At 75.1% G+C, this 26,751-nt stretch carries 2 protein-coding genes; both read right to left on the bottom strand.

Features of this window, described 5'->3' with window-relative positions; all coding sequences use genetic code 11:
- Positions 1 to 118 precede the first annotated feature (118 nt).
- The gene (locus ACIQ87_RS03500) at positions 119 to 10,999 is read right to left on the bottom strand and encodes a type I polyketide synthase (RefSeq protein WP_402400874.1); all 10,881 of its coding nucleotides are present in this window, start codon (positions 10,997 to 10,999) and stop codon (positions 119 to 121) included.
- A 20-nt stretch (positions 11,000 to 11,019) separates the two neighbouring features.
- On the bottom strand, positions 11,020 to 26,745 hold the full coding sequence (locus ACIQ87_RS03505) for an SDR family NAD(P)-dependent oxidoreductase (protein ID WP_402400877.1): 15,726 nt from the start codon (positions 26,743 to 26,745) through the stop codon (positions 11,020 to 11,022).
- Positions 26,746 to 26,751 lie beyond the last annotated feature (6 nt).

Raw genomic sequence — 26,751 nt, forward strand, 5'->3', positions numbered from 1 at the left:
CGCGGGGCGCGGTTCGGAAGTCTGGTGGGGTGGGCCGGGCGGCTCGGGCGCCGGGTGGCGCGGCGCCCGGCCCACCGAGGGTGGCGGAGCGGGAGGTGCCGGTTCGGGCGGCGACGGGTCAGGAGATGCCGAACTCCTTGCCGATGAACTCGAACATCTCGTCGTCGGTGGCCGCCTCCAACTCGTCGGCGACGGTGGCGTCCTCGGGGCGGTCCTCCTCCGCGGCCCAGCGCTCGGCGAGGGCCCGCAGCCGGATCGCGACCCGCGCCCGGCCCTCCTCGTCCGTCGCGGCGGCGGTCAGCGCCGCCTCCAGCCGGTCGAGTTCGGCGAGCACCGGGGTGACCGCGTCGGCGCCCTCCTGGAGCAGGTCCTCCCGCAGCCGCTCGGCGAGGTCGAGCGCGCACGGGTGGTCGAAGACCAGGGTGGCCGGCAGCCGCAGGCCGGTCACGGCGTTCAGCCTGTTGCGCAGCTCGACCGCCGTGAGGGAGTCGAAACCGAGCTCCTTGAAGGCCAGTTCGGGCTCGACGGCGGACCGGTCCGGGTGTCCGAGGACGGCCGCCACCTGGTCCTGGACCAGCTCCAGCAGGATCCGCTCCCGCTCGGCCGGGGAGGCCGCGGCCAGCCGGCCGGCCAGGTCGCCGCCGGCGGCGGGCGCACCCGCCGCCGCACGCCGCACCGGACGGACCAGCCCGCGCAGCAGCGGCGGGACCGGACCGTCGCCCAACTCGCCGCGCAGCGCGGCGACATCGAGCCGGACCGGGACGGGCGCGGGCTCGGCGAGGCCGAGCGCGGCGTCGAACAGGGCCAGGCCTTCGGCCTCGGTGAGCGCGCTCACGCCGCCCCGGGCCATCCGGCGGCCGTCGCCCTCCTCCAGCGAACCGGCCATGCCGGCCTCCGCCCACGGGCCCCAGGCCAGGGAGACGGCGGGCAGGCCCCGGGTCCGGCGGTGCCGGGCCAGGGCGTCCAGGAAGGCGTTGGCGGCGGCGTAGTTCGCCTGCCCGGCGTTGCCGAAGACCCCGGCGGCCGAGGAGAACAGGACGAAGGAGTCGAGCTCCAGGCCCGCCGTCAGCTCGTGCAGGTTGAGCGCGGCGTCGACCTTCGGCCGCAGCACCCGCTCCAGCCGCCCCGCGTCCAGGGAGGACAGGACGCCGTCGTCCAGCACCCCGGCCGCGTGCACGACCCCGGTCAGCGGGTGGTCGGCCGGGATCCGGGCGAGCAGGCCGGCCAGCGCCTCCCGGTCGGCCGCGTCGCACGCCTCGACGGCGACGCCCGCGCCCAGCGCGGTCAGCTCCCCCACCAGCTCGTCCATCCCCTCGGCGGACCGGCCGCGCCGGCCGGCCAGCACCAGGTGCCGCACGCCGAGGTCGGCGACCAGGTGCCGGGCGAGCACCCGGCCGAGGGCGCCGGTGGCGCCGGTGAGCAGGACGGTCCCGTCCGGGGCGAAGGCGCCCGGGACGGCGGCCTCGGCCGCCCGCGGGGCGCTCACCCGGGCCAGCCGCGGGGCCAGCGCCGCACCCCGGCGCAGCGCCAGCTGCGGCTCGTCGGCCACCAGGGCCGCGGCCAGCGCCCGCCGCGAGCGCTCGTCGCCGTCCAGGTCCACCACGGTGAACCGGCCGGGCTCCTCGGACTGCGCCGAGCGGACCAGACCCCAGACCGCGGCGGCGGCCAGATCGGTCACGTCCTCCTCGGCGCCCGCCGCCACCGCGCCACCGGTCAGCAGCACCAGCCGACTGCCCGCCAGCCGAGTGTCGGCCGCGAACAGCTGCACCAGCGCCAGCGTCTCGCCCAGCGCGTCCCGGGTGGCCTCGGCGAGGTCCCCGCCGCGCCCGCGCACCGGCACCAGCACGGCCTCCGGCGCGGGCGCGCCGTCGTCCAGGGCCGCCAGCAGCGCGGCCACGTCCGGGTGCCGGTCCACCAGGCCGCCGACGGCGCCCAGGGCGTCCTCGAGAGCCTCGAACCCGTGGCCGTCCGCGCCGACCAGGGACCAGTCGGACGGCTCCGGGGCGGGCAGGCCCGCCACCGGCGACCACTCGACCGCGAACATCGAGTCGATCACGGCCGCGCCGGCCGCCCGGACCTGCTCCGGCGACAGCGGCCGGACCACCAGCGACTCGACCGAACCGACCGGACGGCCGTCCTGGTCGGCCAGTGTCAGGGCGACGGCGTCCGGGCCGACCGGGGCCAGCCGGACGCGCAGCGCCCGGGCCCGGGCGGCGACCAGGGTGACGCCGCTCCAGGAGAACGGCAGCCGGCCCTGTGCCTGCTGCTCCCCGCCGTCCGCCGCCGCAGAGTTCTCTTCGGCGGCGGGCGCCGCCGGGTCGGGCAGGCCGAGGGCGTGCAGCGCGGCGTCCAGCAGCGCCGGGTGCAGGCCGAACCCGACGGCCTGGTCGGCCAGTTCCTCCGCCAGGGCGACCTCGGCGAACAGCTCGTCGCCGCGCCGCCAGGCGGCCCGCAGGCCCTGGAACGCCGGGCCGTAGCCGAAGCCGTGCTCCGCCAGGCTCTCGTACAGGCCGTCCAGCTCCAGCGCCCGGGCCCCGGCCGGCGGCCACTCGGCCTGCCCGGCCTCGGCGGCCTCGGCGGCCCGCCCGGCGTCGGCCGGCTCGGCCGGCTCGGCCGGCTCGGCGGTGAGCGTGCCGGTGGCGTGGCGGGTCCACGGCTCGCCCGGCGCGGCGTCCTGTGAACGGGCGTGCAGGGTCAGCGCGCGGCGGCCGGACGCGTCCGGCGCGGCCACCCGCACCTGCAACTCCACGGCGCCACGTGCCGGGAGGACCAGCGGGGCCTCCAGCGTCAGCTCCTCCAGGTGGCCGCAGCCCGCCTGCTCGCCCGCCGCGAGCGCCAGCTCGACGAAGGCCGTACCGGGGAGGATCACCGTGCCCGCGACCGCGTGGTCGCCCAGCCAGGGCTGGGTGCGCAGCGACAGGCTGCCGGTGAACAGCAGCTCCTCGGAGTCGGCCACCGCGACGGCCGCACCGAGCAGCGGGTGCCCGGCGAGCCGCAGCCCGGCCGACGCGACGTCCCCGACCAGGACCGGCGCCTCCAGCCAGTAGCGGCGGCGCTGGAAGGGGTAGGTGGGCAGGTCGGCGCGGCGGGCGCCGGTACCGGCGAACAGCACCGGCCAGTCCACGGACGCACCGTGGGCGTGGGCGGTGGCCAGGGCGGTCAGCGCGCTCTGCGCCTCGGGGCGACCGGCACGCAGCGCCGGCGCGAACACGCCGTCCGCGACGCAGTCCTGGCCCATCGCGGTGAGGACACCGTCGGGACCCAGCTCCAGGTAGGTGGCGACGCCCTGGGCCTCCAGGGTGCGCATGCCGTCGAGGAAGCGGACGGCCTCGCGGACGTGGCGCACCCAGTACTCGGGCGAGCACAGCTCCTCGGCGCTGGCGAGGGCGCCGGTGACGTTGGAGACCACCGGGATGCGCGGGGCGGAGTAGGTCAGGCCCTCGGCGACGCGGCGGAAGTCCGCCACCATGCCGTCCATCAGCGGGGAGTGGAAGGCGTGCGAGACGTTGAGACGCTTGGTCTTCTCGAACTGCCCGGCGATCGCCAGGACTTCGGACTCGTCGCCCGAAATCACCACGGACGAGGGCCCGTTGATCGCGGCGATGCTGACGTTGCCGGTGAGCAGCGGCAGCACCTCGGCCTCGGTGGCCTTGACCGCCACCATCGCGCCACCCTCGGGCAGCGCCTGCATCAGCCGGCCACGGGCCGCCACCAGCGCGACAGCGTCATCGAGGGAGAAGACGCCCGCGACGTGCGCGGCCACCAGCTCGCCGATCGAGTGGCCCACCAGGACGTCCGGGCGCACACCCCAGCTCTCGAACAGCCGGAACAGCGCCACCTCAACGGCGAACAGCGCGACCTGGGTGAACTCGGTACGGGCCAGAACCTCCGCGTCCTCGCCGAACACCGCCTCCTTCAGCGGCAGTTCGACCTCGGCGCACACCGCGTCGAAGGCCTCGGCGAACACCGGGTAGGCCTCGTACAGCTCACGCCCCATCCCGGGACGCTGGCTGCCCTGCCCGGTGAACAGGAACGCCAGCTTCCCGCCGGCCTCCCCCGCGACCACCCCGGCCGCCGCCTCACCGCGCGCCAACGCGCGGACACCGGCCAGGAGTTCGTCGCCGTCACGGCCGACGACCACGGCCCGGTGCTTGTGCACGGCCCGGCCGGTGGCCAGCGCGTACGCGACGTCGACCGGCTCGACGCCGGTCCGGTCCGCACCCAGCCGCCCGAGGAGCCGGACCGCCTGCTCGCGCAGCGCGGTCTCGTCCCGGCCGGAGAGCACCCACGGGAGCGCCGGGGGCGTGATACGGGCCTCGGTCTCGGGCGCGGCCGGCGCCTGCTCGACCACGACGTGGGCGTTGGTGCCGCTGAACCCGAAGGAGGAGACGGCCGCGCGGCGCGGACGCCCGGTCTCCGGCCACGGCCGGGCCTCGGTCAGCAGCTCGACCGCGCCCGCGGTCCAGTCGATGTGCGGCGACGCTTCGTTGACGTGCAGGGTGCGCGGCAGCACGCCCTCCCGCATCGCCATCACCATCTTGATGATGCCGCCGACACCGGCCGCCGCCTGGGCGTGGCCGATGTTGGACTTGAGCGAGCCCAGCCACAGCGGCTCGCCGTTCTCGCCGCGCTCCTGCCCGTAGGTGGCGAGCAGCGCGTCGGCCTCGATCGGGTCGCCGAGGGTGGTGCCGGTGCCGTGCGCCTCGACGGCGTCCACCTCGGCGGCGGTCAGCCGGGCGGCGGCCAGGGCCTGGCGGATGACGCGGCGCTGGGAGGGGCCGTTGGGGGCGGTGAGGCCGTTGCTGGCACCGTCCTGGTTGACGGCGCTGCCGCGGACCACGGCGAGCACCGGGTGCCCGTTGCGGCGGGCGTCCGACAGCTTCTCCAGCAGCAGCATGCCCGCGCCCTCGGCCCAGCCGGTGCCGTCCGCGTCGGCCGAGAAGGCCTTGCAGCGGCCGTCGGCGGCCAGGCCTCGCTGGCGGCTGAACTCGACGAACGGGCCGGGGGTGGACATCACCGTCACACCGCCGGCCAGCGCCAGCTCGCACTCGCCGCCGCGCAGCGCCTGGGCGGCCAGGTGCAGGGCGACCAGCGAGGAGGAGCAGGCCGTGTCCACGGTGACCGCCGGGCCCTCGAGACCGAAGGTGTACGACACCCGGCCCGAGGCGACGCTGCCGGAGCCGCCGGTGCCGAGGTAGCCCTCGACACCCGCGGGCAGAGCCGGCAGCCGGCTGAGGTAGTCGTGGTACATCACGCCGGCGAACACGCCGGTGGCGCTGCCGCGCAGCGTGCCGGGGTCGATGCCCGCCCGCTCGAAGGCCTCCCAGGAGGTCTCAAGCAGCAGCCGCTGCTGCGGGTCCATGGCGAGGGCCTCGCGCGGAGAGATGCCGAAGAACGCCGGGTCGAACTCGGCAGCATCGTGCAGGAACCCGCCCTCGCGGGCGTAGCTGGTGCCCTGCTGGTCCGGGTCGTCGTCGTGCAGGCCGTCGAGGTCCCAGCCGCGGTCGGCCGGGAACGGGGTGACGGCGTCCCGACCGCCGGCGACCAGGGCCCACAGCTCCTCGGGGGTCCGCACCCCGCCGGGGTAGCGGCAGGCCATGCCGACGATGGCGATCGGCTCGTCCTCGCCGGCCGGCGTCACCGGCGCGGGGAGCGTCCGGTCGGCCCGGGCGCCGTCGAACAGCTCCTCGGCCAGGTAGGCGGCCAGGGCCGCCGGCGTCGGGTGGTCGAAGACCAGGCCGGCGGGCAGCCGCAGACCGGTCAGCGCACCGAGCCGGTTGCGCAGTTCGACGGCGGTCAGCGAGTCGAAGCCCAGCCGGGTGAAGGAGGTCGCGGGCTCCACGGCCTCGGCCGAGCTGTGGCCGAGGACGGCCGACGCCTGGTCGCGGACCTCCGCCAGCAGCCGCGCCGTCCGCTGCTCCGGCGCCAACGGCGCCAGCAGGCGGGCCAGTTCGGAGCCGGACACCTCGGCGCCGGCGGCCGCACCGCGGCGGACGGGGACCCGCACCAGGCCGCGCAGCAGGTGCGGCAGCCCGGCCTGCGCCCCGGCCCGCAGGGCGCCGAGGTCGAGCCGGATCGGCACCAGGACCGGCCGCTCGGCGGACAGCGCCCGGTCGAACAGGGCAAGGCCCTGCTCGGCGGTGAGGGCGTCGACGCCGGAGCGCGACAGGCGCCGGGCGTCGCCGTCCTGCAGCTCGCCCGCCATGCCGCCGGTGCCGGGCGTCCCGGACCGCTGCTCCCAGAGGCCCCAGGCCAGCGAGGTCGCCGGGAGGCCACCGGCGCGGCGGTGCGCGGCGAGCGCGTCCAGGAAGGCGTTGGCCGCCGCGTAGTTGCCCTGGCCGGCGTTGCCGAAGGTGCCGGCCGCCGAGGAGAAGAGCACGAAGGCGGCGAGGTCCCGGCCGGCCGTCAGCTCGTGCAGGTTGAGCGCCGCGTCGACCTTCGGACGGAACACCGCGTCCACCCGGTCGGGGGTGAGGGCGGCGACCACGCCGTCGTCGAGCACACCGGCGGTGTGCACCACCGCGGTCAGCGGGTGCTGCGCCGGGACGGCCGCGAGCACCGTGCCCAGCGCCTCGCGGTCGGCCGCGTCGCAGGCGACCATGGTCGCCTCGGCTCCCAGCCCGGCCAGCTCCCCGGCCAGCTCCGGCCAGCCCTCGGCCGCCGGGCCGCGACGGCTGAGCAGCAGCAGGTGCCGCACGCCGTGCCGGGTCACCAGGTGACGGGCCACCAGGGCGCCGAGCGAGCCGGTGGCACCCGTCACCAGGACGGTGCCCGCCGGGTCCAGGGCCGGGAGGTCGGTGCCGCCCGCCGCCCGGGCCAGCCGGGGCGCGTGGGCTTGGCCGGCCCGCAGCGCCAGCTGGGGCTCACCGCTCGCCAGCGCGCCCGGCAGGGCGGTGACGGCGTCCGGGCCGCCCGCCGGGTCAAGGTCCATCAGCACCAGGCGGCCCGGGTGCTCGGACTGGGCCGAGCGCAGCAGGCCCCACAGGGCGGCCGCGGCGGGGTCCGCGAGGCCCTCGCCGGGGAGCGCGACGGCACCCCGGGTCACCAGGACGAGCCGGGAGGCGGCGCACCGCTCCTCGGCCAGCCAGGCCTGGGCCAGCGTCAGGGCGAAGCAGGCGGCGTCGCGGGCCGCCGTGCGCAGGTCGCCCGCGGCGGGCTCGGTGGCCCACGGGACCAGGACGGTCGCGGGGGCCTCGGCACCGGCGTCCAGGTCCGCCAGCAGGTCCGGCAGACCGGCGTGGACGTCGAGCCGGGCGACGGCGGCGGGCAGGCCCGCCAGCAGGCCCAGCGGGTCCTGGCCGGCGACGGCCCAGGACGCACCGGCCGGGCCGTCGGTGGCGGGCAGCGCCGTCCAGTCGACGGCGAACAGCGCGTCAGCACCGTCGGCGGCCGTCAGGGCGCCGGCCGCGAGCGGGCGCAGGGCCAGCGACTCGACCGAGCCGACCGGCCGGCCGTCGGCGGTGGCGAGGCTCAGCGCCACCGTGTCCTGGCCGGCCGCCGTCAGCCGCACGCGCAGCGCGTCCGCGCCGGCGGCGTGCAGGGCGATGCCCGTCCAGGCGAAGGGCAGGTGGGCCCCGCCGTCGGCCGCGACGAACCCGCCGAGGCCCACGGCCTGCACGGCGGCGTCCAGCAGGGCCGGATGCAGGCCGAAGGCGCGGGCGTCGCCGCGCACCGGCTCGGGCAGCGCGACCTCGGCGAACACCTCGTCGCCGCGCCGCCAGGCCGCCCGCAGGCCGCGGAACGCCGGGCCGTACCCGAAGCCGGCGGCCGCCATCCCGGCGTACAGGCCGTCCACGTCCAGCGCCTCGGCGCCGGCCGGGGGCCAGCTGACCTCGGCGTCCCCGGCCGGGGCGGCCGGCAGCGCCGCCGAGAGCGTGCCCGCGGCGTGGCGCGTCCAGGGGCCGTCCTCACCGGCGCTCTCGGCCCGCGCGTGGACGGTCACCGGGCGGCGGCCCGCGCCGTCGGCCGCGCCGGCGCGGACCTGGACCTGCACGCCGCCGGACGCCGGGAGCACCAGCGGGGCCTCCAGCGTCAGCTCGTCCAGCAGCGCGCAGCCGACCTGGTCGCCGGCCCGCAGGGCCAGTTCGACGAAGGCCGTACCGGGCAGGATCACCGCGCCGGCCACCGCGTGGTCGGCCAGCCACGGGTGCGAGTGCAGCGAGAGCCGGCCGGTGAACAGCACCCCGTCCGCGTCCGCCACGGAGACGGCGGCGCCGAGCAGCGGGTGGCCCACGGGGCTCTGGCCCAGGGCGACCGGGCTGCCGAACGGGACGGCCGGCGGGTGGAGCCAGAAGTGCTCGCGCTGGAAGGGGTAGGTGGGCAGGTCGGCGCGGCGGGCGCCGGTACCGGCGAACAGCACCGGCCAGTCCACGGACGCGCCGTGGGTGTGGGCGGTGGCCAGGGCGGTCAGCGCGCTCTGCGCCTCGGGGCGACCGGCGCGCAGCGCCGGCGCGAACACGCCATCCGCGACGCAGTCCTGGCCCATCGCGGTGAGGACACCGTCGGGACCCAGCTCCAGGTAGGTGGTCACGCCCTCGGCTTCGAGCGTGCGCATCCCGTCCAGGAAGCGGACGGCCTCGCGGACGTGGCGCACCCAGTACTCCGGCTCGCACAGCTCCTCGGCGGTGGCGAGGGCGCCGGTGACGTTGGAGACCACCGGGATGCGCGGGGCGGAGTAGGTCAGGCCCTCAGCGACGCGGCGGAAGTCCGCCACCATGCCGTCCATCAGCGGGGAGTGGAAGGCGTGCGAGACGTTGAGACGCTTGGTCTTCTCGAACTGCCCGGCGATCGCCAGGACTTCGGACTCGTCGCCCGAAATCACGACGGAGGAAGGCCCGTTGATCGCGGCGATGCTGACGTTGCCGGTGAGCAGCGGCAGCACCTCGGCCTCGGTGGCCTTGACCGCGACCATCGCGCCACCCTCGGGCAGCGCCTGCATCAGCCGGCCACGGGCAGCCACCAGCGCGACAGCGTCATCGAGGGAGAAGACGCCCGCGACGTGCGCGGCCACCAGCTCGCCGATCGAGTGGCCCACCAGGACGTCGGGCCGCACACCCCAGCTCTCGAAGAGCCGGAACAGCGCCACCTCGACGGCGAACAGCGCCACCTGGGTGTACTCGGTACGGGCCAGAACGTCCGCATCCTCGCCGAACACCGCCTCCTTCAGTGGCAGTTCGACCCGCGCGCACACCGCGTCGAAGGCCTCGGCGAACACCGGGTAGGCCTCGTACAGCTCACGCCCCATCCCGGGACGCTGGCTGCCCTGCCCGGTGAACAGGAACGCCGTCCGTCCCTCGGCGGCCTCGCCGACGACGGCACCGGCCGCCGGTCGGCCATCCGCCAACGCCCTGACACCGGCGAGGAGTTCCTCGGCATCCCGGCCGACGACCGCCGTCCGGTACCGGTGCTGCGCCCGGCTCGTGGCCAGGGCGTACGCGACGTCGAGCGCGGACGTGTCCGCCGCGCCGTCCGCCAGGCGGGCCAGCAGCCTGACGGCCTGCTCGCGCAGCGCGTCCTCGGTCTGGGCGGAGAGCAGCCACGGCAGCACCGCCGGGGAGGCGGCGGCATCGGCGGGCTCGGCGGCCGGCGCGGGCGCCTGCTCCAGGATGACGTGGGCGTTGGTGCCGCTGAACCCGAAGGAGGAGACGCCCGCGCGGCGCGGCGCACCGGTCTCGGGCCAGTCCCTGGCCTCGGTCAGCAGCTCGACCGCGCCGGCGGTCCAGTCGATGTGCGGCGACGCTTCGTTGACGTGCAGGGTGCGCGGCAGCACGCCCTCCCGCATCGCGAGCACCATCTTCATGATGCCGCCGACGCCGGCCGCCGCCTGGGTGTGGCCGATGTTGGACTTCAGCGAGCCCAGCCAGAGCGGGCGGTCGCCCGGGCGCTCCTGGCCGTAGGTGGCGAGCAGCGCCTGGGCCTCGATCGGGTCGCCGAGGGTGGTGCCGGTGCCGTGCGCCTCGACCACGTCCACCTGGTCGGAGGTGAGCCGGGCGTCGGCCAGGGCCTGGCGGATGACGCGCTGCTGGGACGGTCCGTTGGGGGCGGTGAGGCCGCTGCTGGCACCGTCCTGGTTGATCGCGCTGCCGCGCACGACGGCCAGCACCGGGTGTCCGTTGCGCTCGGCGTCGGAGAGGCGCTCCAGCAGGAGCATGCCCGCGCCCTCGGCCCAGCCGGTGCCGTCCGCGTCGGCCGAGAAGGCCTTGCAGCGGCCGTCGAGGGCCAGGCCGCGCTGGCGGCTGAAGTCGATGAAGGCGCCGGGGGTGGCCATCACCGTCACGCCGCCGGCCAGGGCGAGGGTGCACTCCTGGCGGCGCAGCGCCTGGACGGCCCAGTGCAGGGCGACCAGGGAGGAGGAGCAGGCGGTGTCCACCGTCACCGCCGGGCCCTCCAGGCCGAAGGTGTACGCGACCCGGCCGGAGGCGATGCTGCCCGAGCTGCCGGTGCCGAGGTAGCCCTCGACGCCCTCCGGCACCACGGACAGCCGGGCGGCGTAGTCGTGGTACATCACGCCGGCGAACACGCCGGTGGCGCTGCCGCGCAGGGTGACCGGGTCGATGCCCGCGCGTTCGAACGCCTCCCAGGAGGTCTCAAGCAGCAGCCGCTGCTGGGGATCCATGGCCATCGCCTCGCGCGGCGAGATGCCGAAGAACGCCGGGTCGAAGCGGCCCGCGTCGTGCAGGAAGCCGCCCTCGCGGGTCACCGAGGTGCCGGGGCTGTCCGGGTCCGGGGAGTACAGCGCCTCCAGGTCCCAGCCGCGGTCGGTCGGGAACGCCGACACGCCGTCACCGCCGGCCGCGACCAGCTCCCACAGGTCCTCGGGCGAGGCCACGCCGCCCGGGTAGCGGCAGCTCATCGCGACGATCGCGATGGGCTCCTGGTCGGCCGCCTCCACCTCGCGCAGCCGCAGCCGCGTCTGGTGCAGATCGGCCGTCACCCGCTTGAGATAGTCGCGAAGCTTGTCCTCATTCACCACGGTGCTCCCCCGTCCGGAAGTTGTCACAGATATCCATACGCACGAGGTCAGAGCCCCAGCTCGTTGTCGATGAAGTCGAAGAGGTCGTCGTCGCTGGCCTCGTCGAGCCGCTCGGTGACGGCCTCGCCGGCCGCCGGGGCGGCGGCGCCCCACAGGGCGAGCAGGTCCTGGAGGCGGGCGGTCAGCCCGGCCCGGACCGCGTCGTCCAACGGACCGGCCGCCAGGGCCGCCAGGGACGTCTCCAGCCGCCCGAGTTCGCCGAGCACCGGCTCGACGGAACCGCCGGCGCCGGAGGTCCGCAGCTCGCCCGCCAGGTGCCCGGCCAGCGCGGCGGGGCTCGGGTGGTCGAACAGCAGGGTGGCCGGCAGCCGCAGCCCGGTGGCGGCGCCGATCCGGTTGCGCAGCTCGACCGCCGTCAGCGAGTCGAAGCCCTGCTCCAGGAAGCCGCGCCCAGGCACCACCGCGTCGGGGCCCGCGTGGCCGAGCACCGCCGCGCCGTGCGAGCGGATCAGGTCCAGCAGGATCCGGTCCCGCTCCTCCGGCTCGGCACCGGCCAGCCGCTGCCGCAGCGCGTGGGCGGCGTCGCCCGAGGCGTCCACCGCCCGGCGGGCCGCCGACGGCGCCAGCGTGCGCAGCACGGCCGGTACGGCCGCCCCGGCGGCGCGGGCCCGCAGCGCACGCAGGTCCAGGGCGATCGGCACCAGCACCGGCTCGTCGCCGGCCAGCGCCCGGTCGAGCAGCGCCAGGCCCTGCTCCGCGGTCAGCGCCGAGACACCACCCCGGGCCATCCGGCGGGCGCCGGTGCCCTCCAGGGCGGCGGCCATGCCGCCGGACTGCTCCCAGAGCCCCCAGGCGAGCGAGGTGCCGGGCAGGCCGCGGGCCGCGCGGTGCTGCGCCAGCGCGTCCAGGAAGGCGTTGGCCGCGGCATAGTTCGCCTGACCGGCGTTGCCCAGCGTGCCCGCCGCCGAGGAGAACAGGACGAAGCGGGCGAGGCCCGAACCGGCCGTCAGCTCGTGCAGGTTGAGCGCCGCGTCGACCTTGGGCCGCAGCACGGCGTCCAGCCGCTCGGGCGTGAGCGAGCCGATCACGCCGTCGTCGAGCACACCGGCGGTGTGCACGACGGCCGTCAGCGGGTGCTCCGCCGGGACGGTGGCGAGCACCGTGCCCAGCGCCTCCCGGTCGGCCGCGTCGCAGGCCGCGAAGGACACCGCGGCGCCCAGCCCGGACAGCTCCTCGGCCAGCTCCCGCGCCCCGTCGGCGGCCTCGCCGCGACGGCTGAGCAGCAGCAGGTGGCGCACCCCGTGCTCGGCCACCAGGTGCCGGGCGACCAGGCCGCCCAGCGCGCCGGTGGCACCGGTGAGCAGCACCGTGCCGTCCGGGTCGAGGGCGCCCTGAGCGGTGCCCGGGGCCTGCGCCCTGGCGAGCTGCGGGATCAGCAAGGCGCCCTCTCGCACCGCCAGTTGGGGCTCCTCGGCCGCCAGGGCGGCGGGCAGCACCCGGGCGGCGTCCGGCGCCTCGTCCAGGTCGACCAGGACGAAGCGTCCCGGGTGCTCGGACTGCGCGGACCGCACCAGGCCCCAGACCGTGGCCGCGCCCGGGTCCGGCACCCCGTCCTGCGGGGCGGCGGCCAGCGCACCCCGGGTGAGCAGCACCAGACGGGTGCCGGCGAAGCACTCCTCGGCGAGGAACGCCTGCACCAGCGTCAGCACCCGGAAGGCGGCGACCCGGGCGTTGTCGGCGGCGTCCGGGGTGGCCTCGGCGAGCAGGCCGCCGGCCGGGCAGGTCAGCAGCAGCACGTCGGGAGCGGTGCCCGACTCGACCAGGCCGAGCAGGTCGGCGTGGCGGTCCGGAACGGTACCCGCGGCGGCCAGGGCCTCGGCCACGCCGAAGGCGTCCTCGCCCAGCAGCGCCCACCGGCCCTCGGCCACCGGCTCAACCGGGGAGTCCGACGAGGTCACCGACACGACGGCCGGAGCCGACCAGTCCAGCCGGAAGAGCGCGTCCTCGTACGAGGCTCCGCCCGCCCGGGCCAGCTGCTCCCGGTCCACCGGCCGCAGCACCAGCGAGTCCACCGTCGCCACCGGACGGCCCCCGGCGTCCGCGACGGTCAGCGCGACCGCGTCGCGCCCCGCCGCCGCCAGCCGGACGCGCAGCGCGCCCGCGCCCGAGGCGTGGAGTTCGACACCGCTCCAGGAGAACGGCAGCAGACCTCCGCCCTCCCGGTCGGCCAGGACACCCAGCCCGATCGCGTGCAGCGCGGCGTCCAGCAGCGCCGGGTGCAGACCGAAGCCGGCCGTCCGGTCGGCCAGTTCCTCCGGCAGGGCGACCTCGGCGAACACCTCGTCGCCGCGCCGCCAGGCGGCCCGCAGGCCCTGGAACGCCGGGCCGTAGTCGAAGCCGGACACGGCCAGCGCCTCGTACCAGCCGTCGACGGCCACGGGCTCGCCCCCGGCCGGCGGCCACTCGGTCAGCGACTCGCCCTCCGTCCGCGTGGCCGAGGCCAGCACACCGGTCGCGTGCCGGGTCCACGGCTCGTCCGCCGAGGCCCGCTCCGACCGGGAGTGGACGCTCACGGGCCTGCGCCCGTCCTCGTCCGGCCCGCCGACCAGCACCTGGACGGCACGCCCGCCCTGCTCGGACAGCACCAGCGGCGCCGCCAGCGTCAGCTCCTCCAGCACCGCACAGCCGACCTCGTCCGCCGCCCGCATCACGAGCTCGACGAAGGCCGTACCGGGCAGGATCACCGCGCCCGCGACGGCGTGCTCCGCCAGCCACGGGTGGGTCCGCAACGACAGGCTGCCGGTGAACAGGTGGCCCTCGCCGTCGGCCAGCGCCACCGCCGCGCCCAGCAGCGGGTGGTCGGTCCGCCCGAGCCCGAAGGCCGTCGCGTCCCCGGCCCGGCGGACACCGACCGCCGGCCAGTAGCGCTCGCGCTGGAAGGGGTAGGTGGGCAGGTCGGCGCGGCGGGCGCCGGTACCGGCGAACAGCACCGGCCAGTCCACGGACGCACCGTGGGCGTGGGCGGTGGCCAGGGCGGTCAGCGCGCTCTGCGCCTCGGGGCGACCGGCGCGCAGCGCCGGCGCGAACACGCCGTCCGCGACGCAGTCCTGGCCCATCGCGGTGAGGACACCGTCGGGACCCAGCTCCAGGTAGGTGGTCACGCCCTCGGCTTCGAGCGTGCGCATCCCGTCCAGGAAGCGGACGGCCTCATGGACGTGGCGCACCCAGTACTCCGGCTCGCACAGCTCCTCGGCGGTGGCCAGCTCACCGGTGACGTTGGAGACCACCGGGATGCGCGGGGCACTGTACGTCAGGCCCTCGGCCACCTCCCGGAAGTCCGCCACCATCCCTTCCATCAGCGGGGAGTGGAAGGCGTGGCTGACGTGCAGCCGCTTGGTCTTCTCGAACTTCCCGGCGACCACGAGGACTTCGGCCTCGTCTCCCGAAATCACCACGGAGGAAGGCCCGTTGACGGCGGCGATGCTGACGTTGCCGGTGAGCAGCGGCAGGATCTCGGCCTCGGCGGCCTTGACCGCGACCATCGCGCCACCCTCGGGCAGCGCCTGCATCAGCCGGCCACGGGCCGCCACCAGCGCCACCGCGTCATCGAGCGACAGCACACCCGCGACGTGCGCGGCCACCAGCTCGCCGATCGAGTGGCCGACCAGGACGTCGGGCCGCACACCCCAGCTCTCGAAGAGCCGGAACAGCGCCACCTCGACGGCGAACAGCGCCACCTGGGTGAACTCGGTACGGGCCAGAACGTCCGCGTCCTCACCGAACACCGCCTCCTTCAGCGGCAGTTCGACCCGCGCGCACACCGCGTCGAAGGCCTCGGCGAACACCGGGTAGGCCTCGTACAGCTCACGCCCCATCCCGGGACGCTGGCTGCCCTGCCCGGTGAACAGGAACGCCAGCTTCCCGGTGTCGGCCGTGCCTCGCACCAGGCCGTCCGCGAACTCGCCCCGGGCGAGCGCCGCAAGAGCCTGCAACGCCCCGTCCCGGTCGACCGCCGTCAGCACGGCCCGGTGGTCGAACCGGCCCCGCGTGACCGCCAGCGAGAAGGCGACGTCCGCCGACTCGACGGGGCCCTCAAGGTGGGAACGCAGACGAAGCGCCTGGTCCCGCAGCGCGGCCTCGGTGCGGCCGGACAGCACCCACGGAAGCAGCTGCCGGGCGGTGGTGCCCGCCTCACGCGGAGCGGCCTCGGGGGCCTGCTCGATGATGGCGTGGGCGTTGGTGCCGCTGAAGCCGAAGGAGGAGACGGCCGCGCGGCGCGGACGCCCGGTCTCGGGCCAGGGGCGGGCCTCGGTGAGCAGCTCGACGGCGCCGGAGGCCCAGTCGATGTGCGGGGACGGCTCGTCGGCGTGCAGGGTCTGCGGCAGCACGCCGTGCCGCATCGCCATGACCATCTTGATGATGCCGCCGACGCCGGCCGCCGCCTGGGTGTGCCCGATGTTGGACTTCAACGAGCCCAGCCAGAGCGGCTCTTCGGTACGCTCCTGGCCGTAGGTCGCGAGCAGGGCCTGGGCCTCGATCGGGTCGCCGAGCACCGTGCCGGTGCCGTGGCCCTCGACCGTGTCCACGTCGTTGGCCGTGAGCCGCGCGTTGGCGAGGGCCTGGCGGATCACCCGCTGCTGGGACGGCCCGTTGGGGGCGGTGAGCCCGTTGCTGGCACCGTCCTGGTTGATCGCACTGCCACGGACCACCGCCAGGACCCGGTGGCCGTTGCGCTCGGCGTCGGAAAGACGCTCCAGCAGGAGCATGCCCACGCCCTCGGACCAGCCGGTACCGTCCGCGTCGGCCGAGAAGGCCTTGCAGCGGCCGTCGAAGGAGAGCCCGCCCTGGCGGCTGAAGTCGATGAACGCGGCCGGGGTGGACATCACGGTCACACCGCCCGCCAGGGCCATCGTGCACTCGCCGTTGCGCAGGGCCTGGGCGGCCAGGTGCAGAGCGACCAACGAGGAGGAGCAGGCGGTGTCGACGGTCACCGCCGGGCCCTCGAGACCGAAGGTGTACGCCAGGCGGCCCGAGATGACACTGCCCGCGTTGCCGGTGCCCAGGTAACCCTCGGCGCCGGACGGGACCGACTCCAGCAGCGAGGCGTAGTCGTGGTACATCACACCCGTGAACACACCGGTGGCGCTGCCGCGCAGAGCGGCCGGGTCCACGCCCGCCCGCTCGAAGGCCTCCCAGGACGTCTCCAGCAGCAGCCGCTGCTGCGGGTCCATGGTGAGCGCCTCGCGGGGGCTGATGCCGAAGAATCCGGCGTCGAACTCGGCGGCGCCGTGCAGGAATCCGCCTTCCCGGGTGTGGCTGCCTCCGGGCTGGGTGCCGTCCGCGCCGAACAGGGCGTCGAGGTCCCAGCCACGGTCGGTCGGGAAGAGCGAGATGCCGTCGCCGCCGCCGTGCACGAGCCGCCACAGGTCCTCGGGCGAGGTGACCCCGCCCGGGTAGCGGCAGGCCATGCCGACGATCGCGATCGGCTCGTCCACGACGGTCGTGGACAGCACGCCGGCAGTCGCCGGGGCCTCACCCACGAGTTCGTCGCGGATGAAGTCGGCGAGCGCGGCGGGCGTCGGGTAGTCGAAGACCAGCGTGGCCGGCAGGCGCAGGCCGGTGGCCGCGTTGAGACGGTTGCGCAGCTCGATGGCGGTGAGGGAGTCGAAGCCCAGCTCACGGAAGGCGCGAGCCGGGTCGACCCCTTCCGCCGAACCGTGGCCCAGGACCTCGGCCACCTGGGTGCGGACCACATCGCGGACGGTCTCGTCGCGGCGCGCGGCGGGCAGGGCGAGCAGGCGCTCGGCCAGCGAACCGGCGGCTGCGGTGCTGCCGCTCGCGGCGGTCCGGCGGCGAGGCGTACGGACGAGCCCGCGCAGCAGCGGCGGGACCTCGCCGGCGCCGGTCATGGCCACCGGGTCGAGGTGCATCGGGACCAGCAGGGCACGGTCCAGGGTGAGCGCGCCGTCGAACAGGGCCAGGCCCTCCTGCGACCGCAGCGGGGCGACGCCCGCGCGGGCCAGGCGACGCACGTCGGCCTCGGACAGGCTGGTGGCCATGCCGCCGTCCTCGGCCCACAGGCCCCAGGCCAGCGACGTGCCCGGCAGGCCTTCGGCCCGGCGGCGGGCCGCCAGAGCGTCCAGGAAGGCGTTCGCAGCGGCGTAGTTGCCCTGGCCCGCAGCGCCGAACACACCGGAGGCGGAGGAGAACAGGACGAAGGCCGACAGGTCCATTCCGGCGGTCAGCTCGTGCAGGTGCCAGGCCGCGTCGACCTTCGGACGCAGTACGGCAGCCAGACGCTCCGGCGTCAGCGACGACACCACACCGTCGTCCAGGACTCCCGCCGTGTGCACAACTGCCGACAGCGAACGGCCTTCGAGCATGCGGGCGACGGCCGCGCGGTCGGTGACGTCGCAGGCGACGACGTCCACCTCGGCGCCCAACCCGGCCAGCTCGTCCAGCAGTTCGACCGCTCCGGGCGCGTCCAGGCCGCGACGGCTGGTCAGCACCAGACTCCGCACCCCGTGAGTGAGGACCAGGTGCCGGGCCACCAGCGAACCCAGACCACCCGTACCACCCGTGACCAGGACCGTGCCCTCGCCCAGCGAAACACTGTTGTCCGGTTCGGTGACGACGCGCACCAGACGCGGCGCGAACGCCACACCCCCACGCACCGACACCTGCGGCTCACCGGACTCGACAACACCCGACGGCAGTTCGGCACCTGCCTCCAGGTCCACCAGCAGGAACCGGTCCGGGTTCTCCGACTGCGCCGAGCGCACCAGACCCCAGACCACCGACTCCGCCAGACCCGCAGCAACGGCGCCACGCGTCACCACGGCCAGCTTCGACGCGGCGAACCGCTCCTCCGCCAGCCAGCCCCGCACCAGCTCCAGGGCCCACACACCGGCAGCGTGCGCGGCCTCGGCCACGTCACCGCCGCCCGCCCGCGGAGCCTCGACGACCACGACCTCCGGGACCTCGTCGCCGGCCAGCTCGGCCAGTGACGACACCACCCGAACGCTCGCACCCGCACCGGCCCCGAGCGCGATCTCCGCCCAGTCGACGCCGAACAGCGAGTCGACCGAAGCGCCAGCGGACGCCAACTGCCCAGCGGCCACCGGCCGCAGAGCCAGCGATCGGATGGTCCCGACCGGCTGCCCCTCCGCGTCCGCCAGCGTCAGCGACACCGTGTCCGCACCAGCGGACACCAGCCGCACCCGCAGCGCGTCCGCACCCGAAGCGTGCAGCTCGACACCAGCCCACGCGAACGGCAGGTGCGCCTGGCCCTCGGCCCGGACGAACCCGCCCAGCCCAACCGCCTGCACCGCCGCATCCAGCAGCGCCGGGTGCACACCGAACGACCCGGCATCCCCGCTCACCACCTCCGGCAGCACGACCTCGACGAACACCTCGCCATCCCGACGCCACGCCGACCGCAGCCCCTGGAACGCCGGCCCGTACACCAGCCCGGCCTCCGCCAGACCCCGCGCGAACGCCTCCACGTCCACCGCCTCGGCACCCGCCGGCGGCCACTCCACCAGACCCGCACCCTCAGCAGCCGACGCACCCTCCGCCAGCACACCCGAGACATGCCGAACCCACTCAGACGCGCCCTCGGCCCGCCCGTGCACAGCAAGCGAACGACGCCCGGACGCGTCCACCGCACCCACCGTCACCTGGACCTGCACACCGCCCGACTCCGGAAGCACCAGCGGCGCCTCCAGCGTCAGCTCCTCCACCACCGAGCAACCCACCTGGTCACCCGCACGCACCGCCAACTCGACAAACGCCGTCCCGGGCAGGATCACCGAACCCAGCACCGCGTGGTCGGCCAGCCACGCGTGCGACTCCACCGACAGACGACCCGTGAACAGGAAGCCCTCAGCGTCGGCCAGAGCCACCGCCGCACCCAACAGCGGGTGATCGGCCGCGCCGAGACCGGCGGACTGGACGTCCCCGGCCAGAGCGGGGGCGTGGAGCCAGAACCACTCGCGCTCGAATGCGTACGTCGGCAGGCCCATGACCTGGGCCCCGGCCTCCGCGAAGAACCCTCGCCAGTCGACCTGGGCTCCCTGGACGTGCGCGGTGACGAGCGCCGTCAACGCGGTCTGCGCCTCCGGCCGCTCGGCGCGCAGAGCAGGCGCGAACACGCCCTGTTCGACGCACTCCTGGCCCATGGCCGAGAGCACGCCGTCCGGGCCGAGTTCGACGAAGGTGGTGACGCCCTTGGCCTCCAGGGCCCGCATGCCGTCAGCGAAGCGAACCGCCTGGCGGACGTGCCGCACCCAGTACTCGGGCGAGCACAGCTCCTCGGCGGTGGCCAGCGAACCGGTGACGTTGGAGACGACCGGGATGCGCGGGGCGTTGTACGTCAGCCCCTCGGCAACGGCCCGGAACTCCTCCACCATCCCGTCCATCAGCGGCGAGTGGAACGCGTGCGAGACCTTGAGACGCTTGGTCTTCTCGAACTGCCCGGCGATCGCCAGAACTTCGGACTCGTCACCCGAAAGCACCACCGAGGAAGGACCATTGATCGCCGCAATGCTCACCTGAGCGGTCAGCAGCGGCAGCACCTCCTCCTCCGAGGCCTTCAGCGCCACCATCGCGCCACCCTCCGGCAGCGCCTGCATCAGCCGACCACGCGCCGCGACCAGCGCCACCGCGTCGTCCAGCGACAGCACACCCGCGACGTGCGCGGCCGCCAGCTCACCGATCGAGTGCCCCACCAGGAAGTCGGGCCGCACACCCCAGCTCTCGAAGAGCCGGAACAGCGCGGTCTCCACCGCGAACAGCGCCACCTGAGTGAACTCCGTACGGGCGAGAACCGAAGCGTCCTCCCCGAACACCGCCTCCTTCAACGGCAGTTCGACCCGCGCGCACACCGCGTCAAAAGCCTCCGCGAACACCGGGAAGGCCTCGTACAGCTCACGCCCCATGCCCGGCCGCTGGCTCCCCTGCCCCGTGAACAGGAATGCCAGCTTCCCGCCCGAGGCGGCACCCGTCACCAACCCGGCAGCCGTACCGCCGTCGGCCAGCGCCCGCAGAGCGGACGCGAGCCCGTCGCGGCTGTCCGCGACGACGCCGGCGCGGAGGTCCATCGTCGCGCGGGTGGTGGCCAGCGAGTAGGCGAGGTCGGTGACCCGCAGCTCGGGCTCGGCCTCGACCAGGGAGAGCAGTCGCCGTGCCTGGCCGCGCAGAGCGCCGCCACTCTTCGCGGACAGCACCAGCGGCGCCTGGCCGTCCTCGGTCGACAGACGCTCCGGACGCTTCTCCGCCGGGGCCTGCTCGATGATCGTGTGGGCGTTGGTGCCACTGATGCCGAAGGAGGAGACGGCCGCGCGACGCGGACGCCCGGTCTCCGGCCACGGCCGGGCCTCGGTCAGCAGCCGGACCTCACCGGAGGCCCAGTCGATGTGCGGGGACGGCTCATCGACGTGCAGGGTCTGCGGCAGCACGCCGTGCTGCATCGCCATCACCATCTTGATGATGCCGCCGACACCGGCCGCCGCCTGGGTGTGACCGATGTTGGACTTCAACGACCCCAGCCAGAGCGGCTCTTCGGTGCGCTCCTGGCCATAGGTCGCGAGCAGCGCCTGGGCCTCGATCGGGTCACCGAGCACCGTGCCCGTGCCGTGCGCCTCGACCACGTCGATCTGGTCCGAGGTCAGTCGGGCGCCGGCCAGGGCCTGGCGGATGACGCGCTGCTGGGACGGGCCGTTGGGGGCAGTGAGCCCGTTGCTCGCGCCGTCCTGGTTGATCGCGCTGCCACGCACCACCGCGAGGACCCGGTGGCCGTTGCGCTGGGCGTCGGAGAGACGCTCCAGCAGGAGCATGCCCACACCCTCGGACCAGCCCGTGCCGTCCGCCGCCGCGGCGAACGACTTGCAGCGGCCGTCCATGGCCAGGCCGCGCTGCTTGCTGAACTCGATGAACGCGCCCGGGGTGGACATCACCGTCACACCACCGGCCAACGCCATCGTGCACTCGCCCTCACGCAGGGCCTTCGCCGCCCAGTGCAGAGCGACCAACGAGGAGGAGCAGGCGGTGTCGATGGTGACCGCCGGACCCTCCAGACCCAGCGTGTACGCCACCCGGCCGGAGGCAATGCTGCTCGAACCACCCGTCCCGAGGTAACCCTCGACACCGGCCGGAATCGCGTGCAGACGCGAGGTGTAGTCGTGGTACATCACACCCGCGAACACACCCACCGCACTGCCACGAACGACGCCCGGGTCGATACCCGCACGCTCGAACGCCTCCCAGGACGTCTCCAGCAGCAACCGCTGCTGCGGGTCCATCGCCGACGCCTCACGCGGACTGATCCCGAAGAACGCCGGGTCGAACAGCCCCGCGTCGTGCAGGAAACCACCCTCCGTGACATAACTCGTACCAGAAAGACCCGAGTTGACATCCTCCAGGGCATCCAGGTGCCAGCCACGATCAGTCGGGAAGGACGTGATGCCGTCACCGCCACCGAGCACCAGCCGCCACAGGTCCTCCGGCGAGGCGACTCCACCCGGGTAACGGCACGCCATCCCGACGATCGCGATCGGCTCGTCGTCGCGGTGCGACCTGACCGCGGGCACGCTCGGGCGCGACTCCTCGGCGCGGCCGACGAGTTCGTTGGCCAGGTGACCGGCGAGCGCCTCGGGCGTCGGGTAGTCGAAGACCAGCGTCGCCGACAGGCGCAGGCCGGTGGTCGCGTTGAGGCGGTTGCGCAGGTCCACGGCCGTCAGCGAGTCGAAGCCGAGGTCCTTGAACGCCCGAACCGGGTCGATGCTGTCGGGGGTGGCATGCCCGAGGACGTACGCGACCTGCGTCTGCACCATCGCCAGCAGCGTGCTCAGTCGCTCGGACTCGGTCAGGCCGGACAGGGCCCGGGAGAGCTCGACCGACGCGCCGGTTCCGGTACCGACCTTGCGGCGGCGCGGCGTGCGGACGAGAGCCCGCAGCAGCGGCTGGACCTCACCCCCGCCGGTCATCGCCACCGGGTCGAGGTGCATCGGGACGACCAGGGCACGGTCCAGGGTGAGCGCGCCGTCGAACAGGGCCAGGCCCTCCTGGGCGCGCAGCGGGGCGACGCCCGCGCGGGCCAGACGGCGCACGTCGGCCTCGCTCAGGGCTGCGGACATGCCGCCGTCCTCGGCCCACAGGCCCCACGCCAGCGAGGTGGCGGGCAGGCCGTCGGCGCGGCGCTGCGCGGCGAGCGCGTCCAGGAACGCGTTCGCGGCGGCGTAGTTGCCCTGGCCGGCGGCACCGAACACACCGGAGGCCGAGGAGAAGAGAACGAACGCCGACAGGTCCATCCCAGCGGTCAGCTCGTGCAGGATCACCGCCGCGTCCACCTTCGGACGCAGTACGGCAGCCAGGCGCTCGGGCGTCAGCGACGACACCACACCGTCGTCCAGGATGCCGGCGGTGTGGACCACCGCCGACAGCGAACGACCCTCCAGCAGCGCCGCGACAGCGTCGCGGTCGGTGACGTCGCAGGCGACGACGTCCACATCCGCGCCCAACCCGGCCAACTCGTCCCGCAGTTCGACCGCGCCCGGCGCGTCCAGGCCGCGACGGCTGGTCAGCACCAGACTCCGCACCCCGTGAGTGACGACCAGGTGCCGGGCCACCAACGAACCCAGACCACCCGTACCGCCGGTCACCAGGACCGTGCCCTCACCCAGCAACGGCACGGCGTTGTCCGAGGAAGCGGAGACACGCACCAGACGCGGCGCGAACGCCACACCCCCACGCACCGCCACCTGCGGCTCACCACACTCGACAACACCCGACGGCAGTTCGGCACCCGTCTCCAGGTCCACCAGCAGGAACCGATCCGGGTTCTCCGACTGCGCCGAGCGCACCAGACCCCAGACCACCGACTCCGCCAGACCGGCAACACCCGACGCCACATCCACAGCGACGGCGCCACGCGTCACCACGGCCAGCTTCGACGCGGCGAACCGCTCCTCCGCCAGCCACCCCTGCACCAACTCCAGCGCACGGACCGCAGCCGCATGCACCTCCCCGGCACCGGAACCATCCGCAGAACCGAACTCCACCGCCACCAGCGACGGCACAACCTCCACGCCAGCCAGCTCCGCCAGGTCGCCCACCACGAGGACCTCACCGGAAGCCTCACCGAACGCAACCTGCGCCCAGTCGACACCGAACAGCGAGTCGGTCGAAGCGCCCGCCGCCGTCAGCTGCCCGGCGACGACCGGCCGCAGCACCAGCGACTCCACCGAACCGACCGGACGGCCCTCGGCGTCCGCGAGCGTCAGCGACACCGAGTCCGTACCAGCGGACACCAGCCGTACCCGCAGCGCGCCCGCACCCGCGGCGACCAGCGACACACCCGACCACGCGAACGGCAACCGGCCCGCCCCCGCGTCCTCCACCAGGCCACCGAGCCCGACCGCGTGCAACGCCGCGTCCAGCAGCGCCGGGTGCAGCCCGAAACCGGCCGCCTCCCCCGCCACCTCCTCCGGCAGCGCCACCTCGGCGAACACCTCGCCATCCCGACGCCACGCCGACCGCAGACCACGGAACACCGGGCCGTAACCGAACCCGACGCCCTCCATCGCCCCGTAGAAGCCATCCAGCTCCACCGCCTCGGCACCCGCCGGCGGCCACTCCACCAGACCCGCACCCTCAGCAGCCGACGCACCCTCCGCCAGCACACCCGAGACATGCCGAACCCACTCAGACGCGCCCTCGGCCCGCCCGTGCACAGCAAGCGAACGACGCCCGGACGCATCCACCGCGCCCACCGTCACCTGAACCTGCACACCACCCGACCCCGGAAGCACCAACGGCGCCTCCAGCGTCAGCTCCTCCACCACCGAGCAACCCACCTGGTCACCCGCACGCACCGCCAACTCGACAAACGCCGTCCCGGGCAGGATCACCGAACCCAGCACCGCGTGGTCGGCCAGCCACGCGTGCGACTCCACCGACAGACGACCCGTGAACAGGAAGCCCTCAGCGTCGGCCAGCGACACGCCCGCACCCAACAGCGGGTGATCGGCCGCGCCCAGGCCCAGCGCGGCGACCTCGCCCATCCAGCCCGAAGCCACCGTCGGCCAGTAGCGCTCACGCTGGAACGCGTACGTCGGCAGCTCGACCGGGGGAAGCGACACCCCTGCCGTCCAGGCCACCGGGACGCCGTGGACGTGCAGGCTCGCCAGGCACTCCGCGACACCGGCCCGCTCGTCCCGGCCGTTCCGGAGCGCCGGGACGAACACGCCCTGCCCGACGCACTCCTGGCCCATGGCCGAGAGCACGCCGTCCGGTCCCAGCTCCAGGTACGTGGTGACGCCCTGGGCCTCCAGAGTGCTCATGCCGTCGGCGAAACGGACGGCCTGCCGCACGTGCCGCACCCAGTACTCGGGCGAGCACAGCTCCTCGGCGCTGGCCAGTTCACCGGTCACGTTGGAGACCACGGCGATCTGCGGCGCCTCGTAGGTCAGACCCTCCGCCACCCGGCGGAAGTCCGCCACCATCCCGTCCATCAGCGGCGAGTGGAACGCGTGCGAGACGTTGAGACGCTTGGTCTTCTCGAACTGCCCGGCGATCGCCAGAACTTCGGACTCGTCACCCGAAATCACCACCGAGGAAGGACCGTTGATGGCGGCGATGCTCACCTGAGCGGTCAGCAGCGGCAGGATCTCGGGCTCGGTGGCCTTGACCGCGACCATCGCGCCGCCCTCGGGCAGCGCCTGCATCAGCCGGCCACGGGCCGCCACCAGGGTGACGGCGTCGTCCAGCGACAGCACACCCGCGACGTGCGCGGCGACCAGCTCGCCGATCGAGTGGCCCACCAGGAAGTCCGGACGGACCCCCCAGCTCTCCACCAGCCGGAACAGCGCGGTCTCCACCGCGAACAGCGCCAGCTGCGTGAACTCCGTACGGGCGAGAAGGTCAGCGTCCTCCCCGAACACCGCCTCCTTCAGCGGGATTTCGACCCGAGCGCACACCGCGTCGAAGGCCTCCGCGAACACCGGATAGGCGGCATACAGCGCACGCCCCATCCCCGGCCGCTGGCTCCCCTGCCCCGTGAACAGGAACGCCGTCCGCCCGTCGCCGGCCACGCCCCGCACCACGCCCGCCAGCGGGCGGTCCGCCGCGAGGGCGTCCAGCGCCGCGAGCAGTGCGTCGCGGTCGCCGTGGCCGGTCACCGCGGCGCGGTGCTCGTGGTGGCTGCGGGTGGTGGCGAGGGCGAAGGCCGTTCCGTCCAGCGGGAGTTCGGGGTGCTCCGCCAGGTGGGTGCGGAGGCGTCCGGCCTGGGCGGCGAGGGCGTCGGCGCTCCGGCCCGACAGCAGCAGCGGGAGCGGGGCGGCGGTGCCCGGGGTCCCGACGAGTGCCTGCGCCGGCTCGGCGGTCGGCGCGGGCGCCTGCTCCAGGATGACGTGGGCGTTGGTGCCGCTCATGCCGAAGGAGGAGACACCGGCCCGGCGCGGCTCGCCGGTCTCGGGCCAGTCCCGCGACTCCGTCAGCAGCTCGACGGCGCCCGCCGACCAGTCCACGTGCGGGGACGGCTGGTCGACGTGGAGGGTCTGCGGCAGCACGCCCTCCCGCATCGCCATCACCATCTTGATGACGCCCGCGACGCCGGCGGCGGCCTGGGTGTGCCCGATGTTGGACTTCACCGAGCCGAGCCAGAGCGGCCGGTCGGCGGCGGCGCGGCCGCGGCCGTAGGTGGCGAGCAGTGCCTGGGCCTCGATCGGGTCGCCCAGCGAGGTGCCGGTGCCGTGCGCCTCGACGGCGTCGACCTGGGCGGGGGTGAGCCGGGCGCCGGCCAGGGCCTGGCGGATGACGCGCTGCTGGGCGGGGCCGTTGGGGGCGGTGAGGCCGTTGCTGGCGCCGTCCTGGTTGATCGCCGAGCCGCGGACGACGGCGAGCACGGGGTGGCCGTTGCGGCGGGCGTCGGAGAGGCGCTCGACGAGCAGCATCGCGACGCCCTCGGACCAGTTGGTCCCGTCGGCGGCGGCCGCGAAGGGCTTGCAGCGGCCGTCCTCGGCGAGGCCGCGCTGGCGGCTGAACTCCAGGAAGGCGCCGGGCGTCGACATGATGGCGACGCCGCCGGCCAGGGCGAGCGTGCACTCGCCGTTGCGCAGCGACTGGACGGCCAGGTGGAGGGCGACCAGGGAGGAGGAGCAGGCGGTGTCGACGGTGACGGCCGGGCCCTCCAGGCCCAGGGTGTAGGAGATGCGACCGGAGACCACGCTGGCCGCGTTGCCGGTGCCGAGGTGGCCCTCGAAGCCCTCCTGGGAGATCAGCAGCAGGTTGGTGTAGTCCTGCATGTTGGTGCCGGCGAAGACGCCGACCCGGGTGCCGCGCAGGGCGGCGGGGTCGAGGCCGGCCCGCTCGATGGTCTCCCAGGAGGTCTCCAGCAGCAGGCGCTGCTGCGGGTCCATGGCGAGGGCCTCACGCGGCGAGATGCCGAAGAACGCCGGGTCGAACTCGGCGGCGCCGTGGATGAAGCCGCCCTCGCGGACGTAGCTGGTGCCCTGCCGGTCGGGGTCCGGGTCGTACAGCGCGTCCAGGTCCCAGCCGCGGTCGGCCGGGAACGGCGTGATCGCGTCGCGGCCGTCCCGCAGCAGGTGCCAGAGCGTCTCGGGCGAGTCGACGCCGCCGGGGAACCGGCAGCCCATCGCGACGATGGCGATCGGCTCGGTGGAGGCCGACTCGGCCTCGCGCAGCCGCTCCCGGGTGTCCGCCAGGTCGGCGGTGACCTTCTTGAGGTAGCCCAGCAGCTTCTCTTCAGCGACCATCGCTGG

It is taken from the genome of Kitasatospora sp. NPDC096204, from assembly GCF_044763205.1.
In the GTDB taxonomy this organism is placed as follows: domain Bacteria; phylum Actinomycetota; class Actinomycetes; order Streptomycetales; family Streptomycetaceae; genus Kitasatospora.

Bases quoted from the DNA above. Each gene is read 5' to 3' on its own strand.
- ACIQ87_RS03505 (WP_402400877.1), bottom strand. From the start codon at position 26,745: ATGGTCGCTGAAGAGAAGCTGCTGGGCTACCTCAAGAAGGTCACCGCC.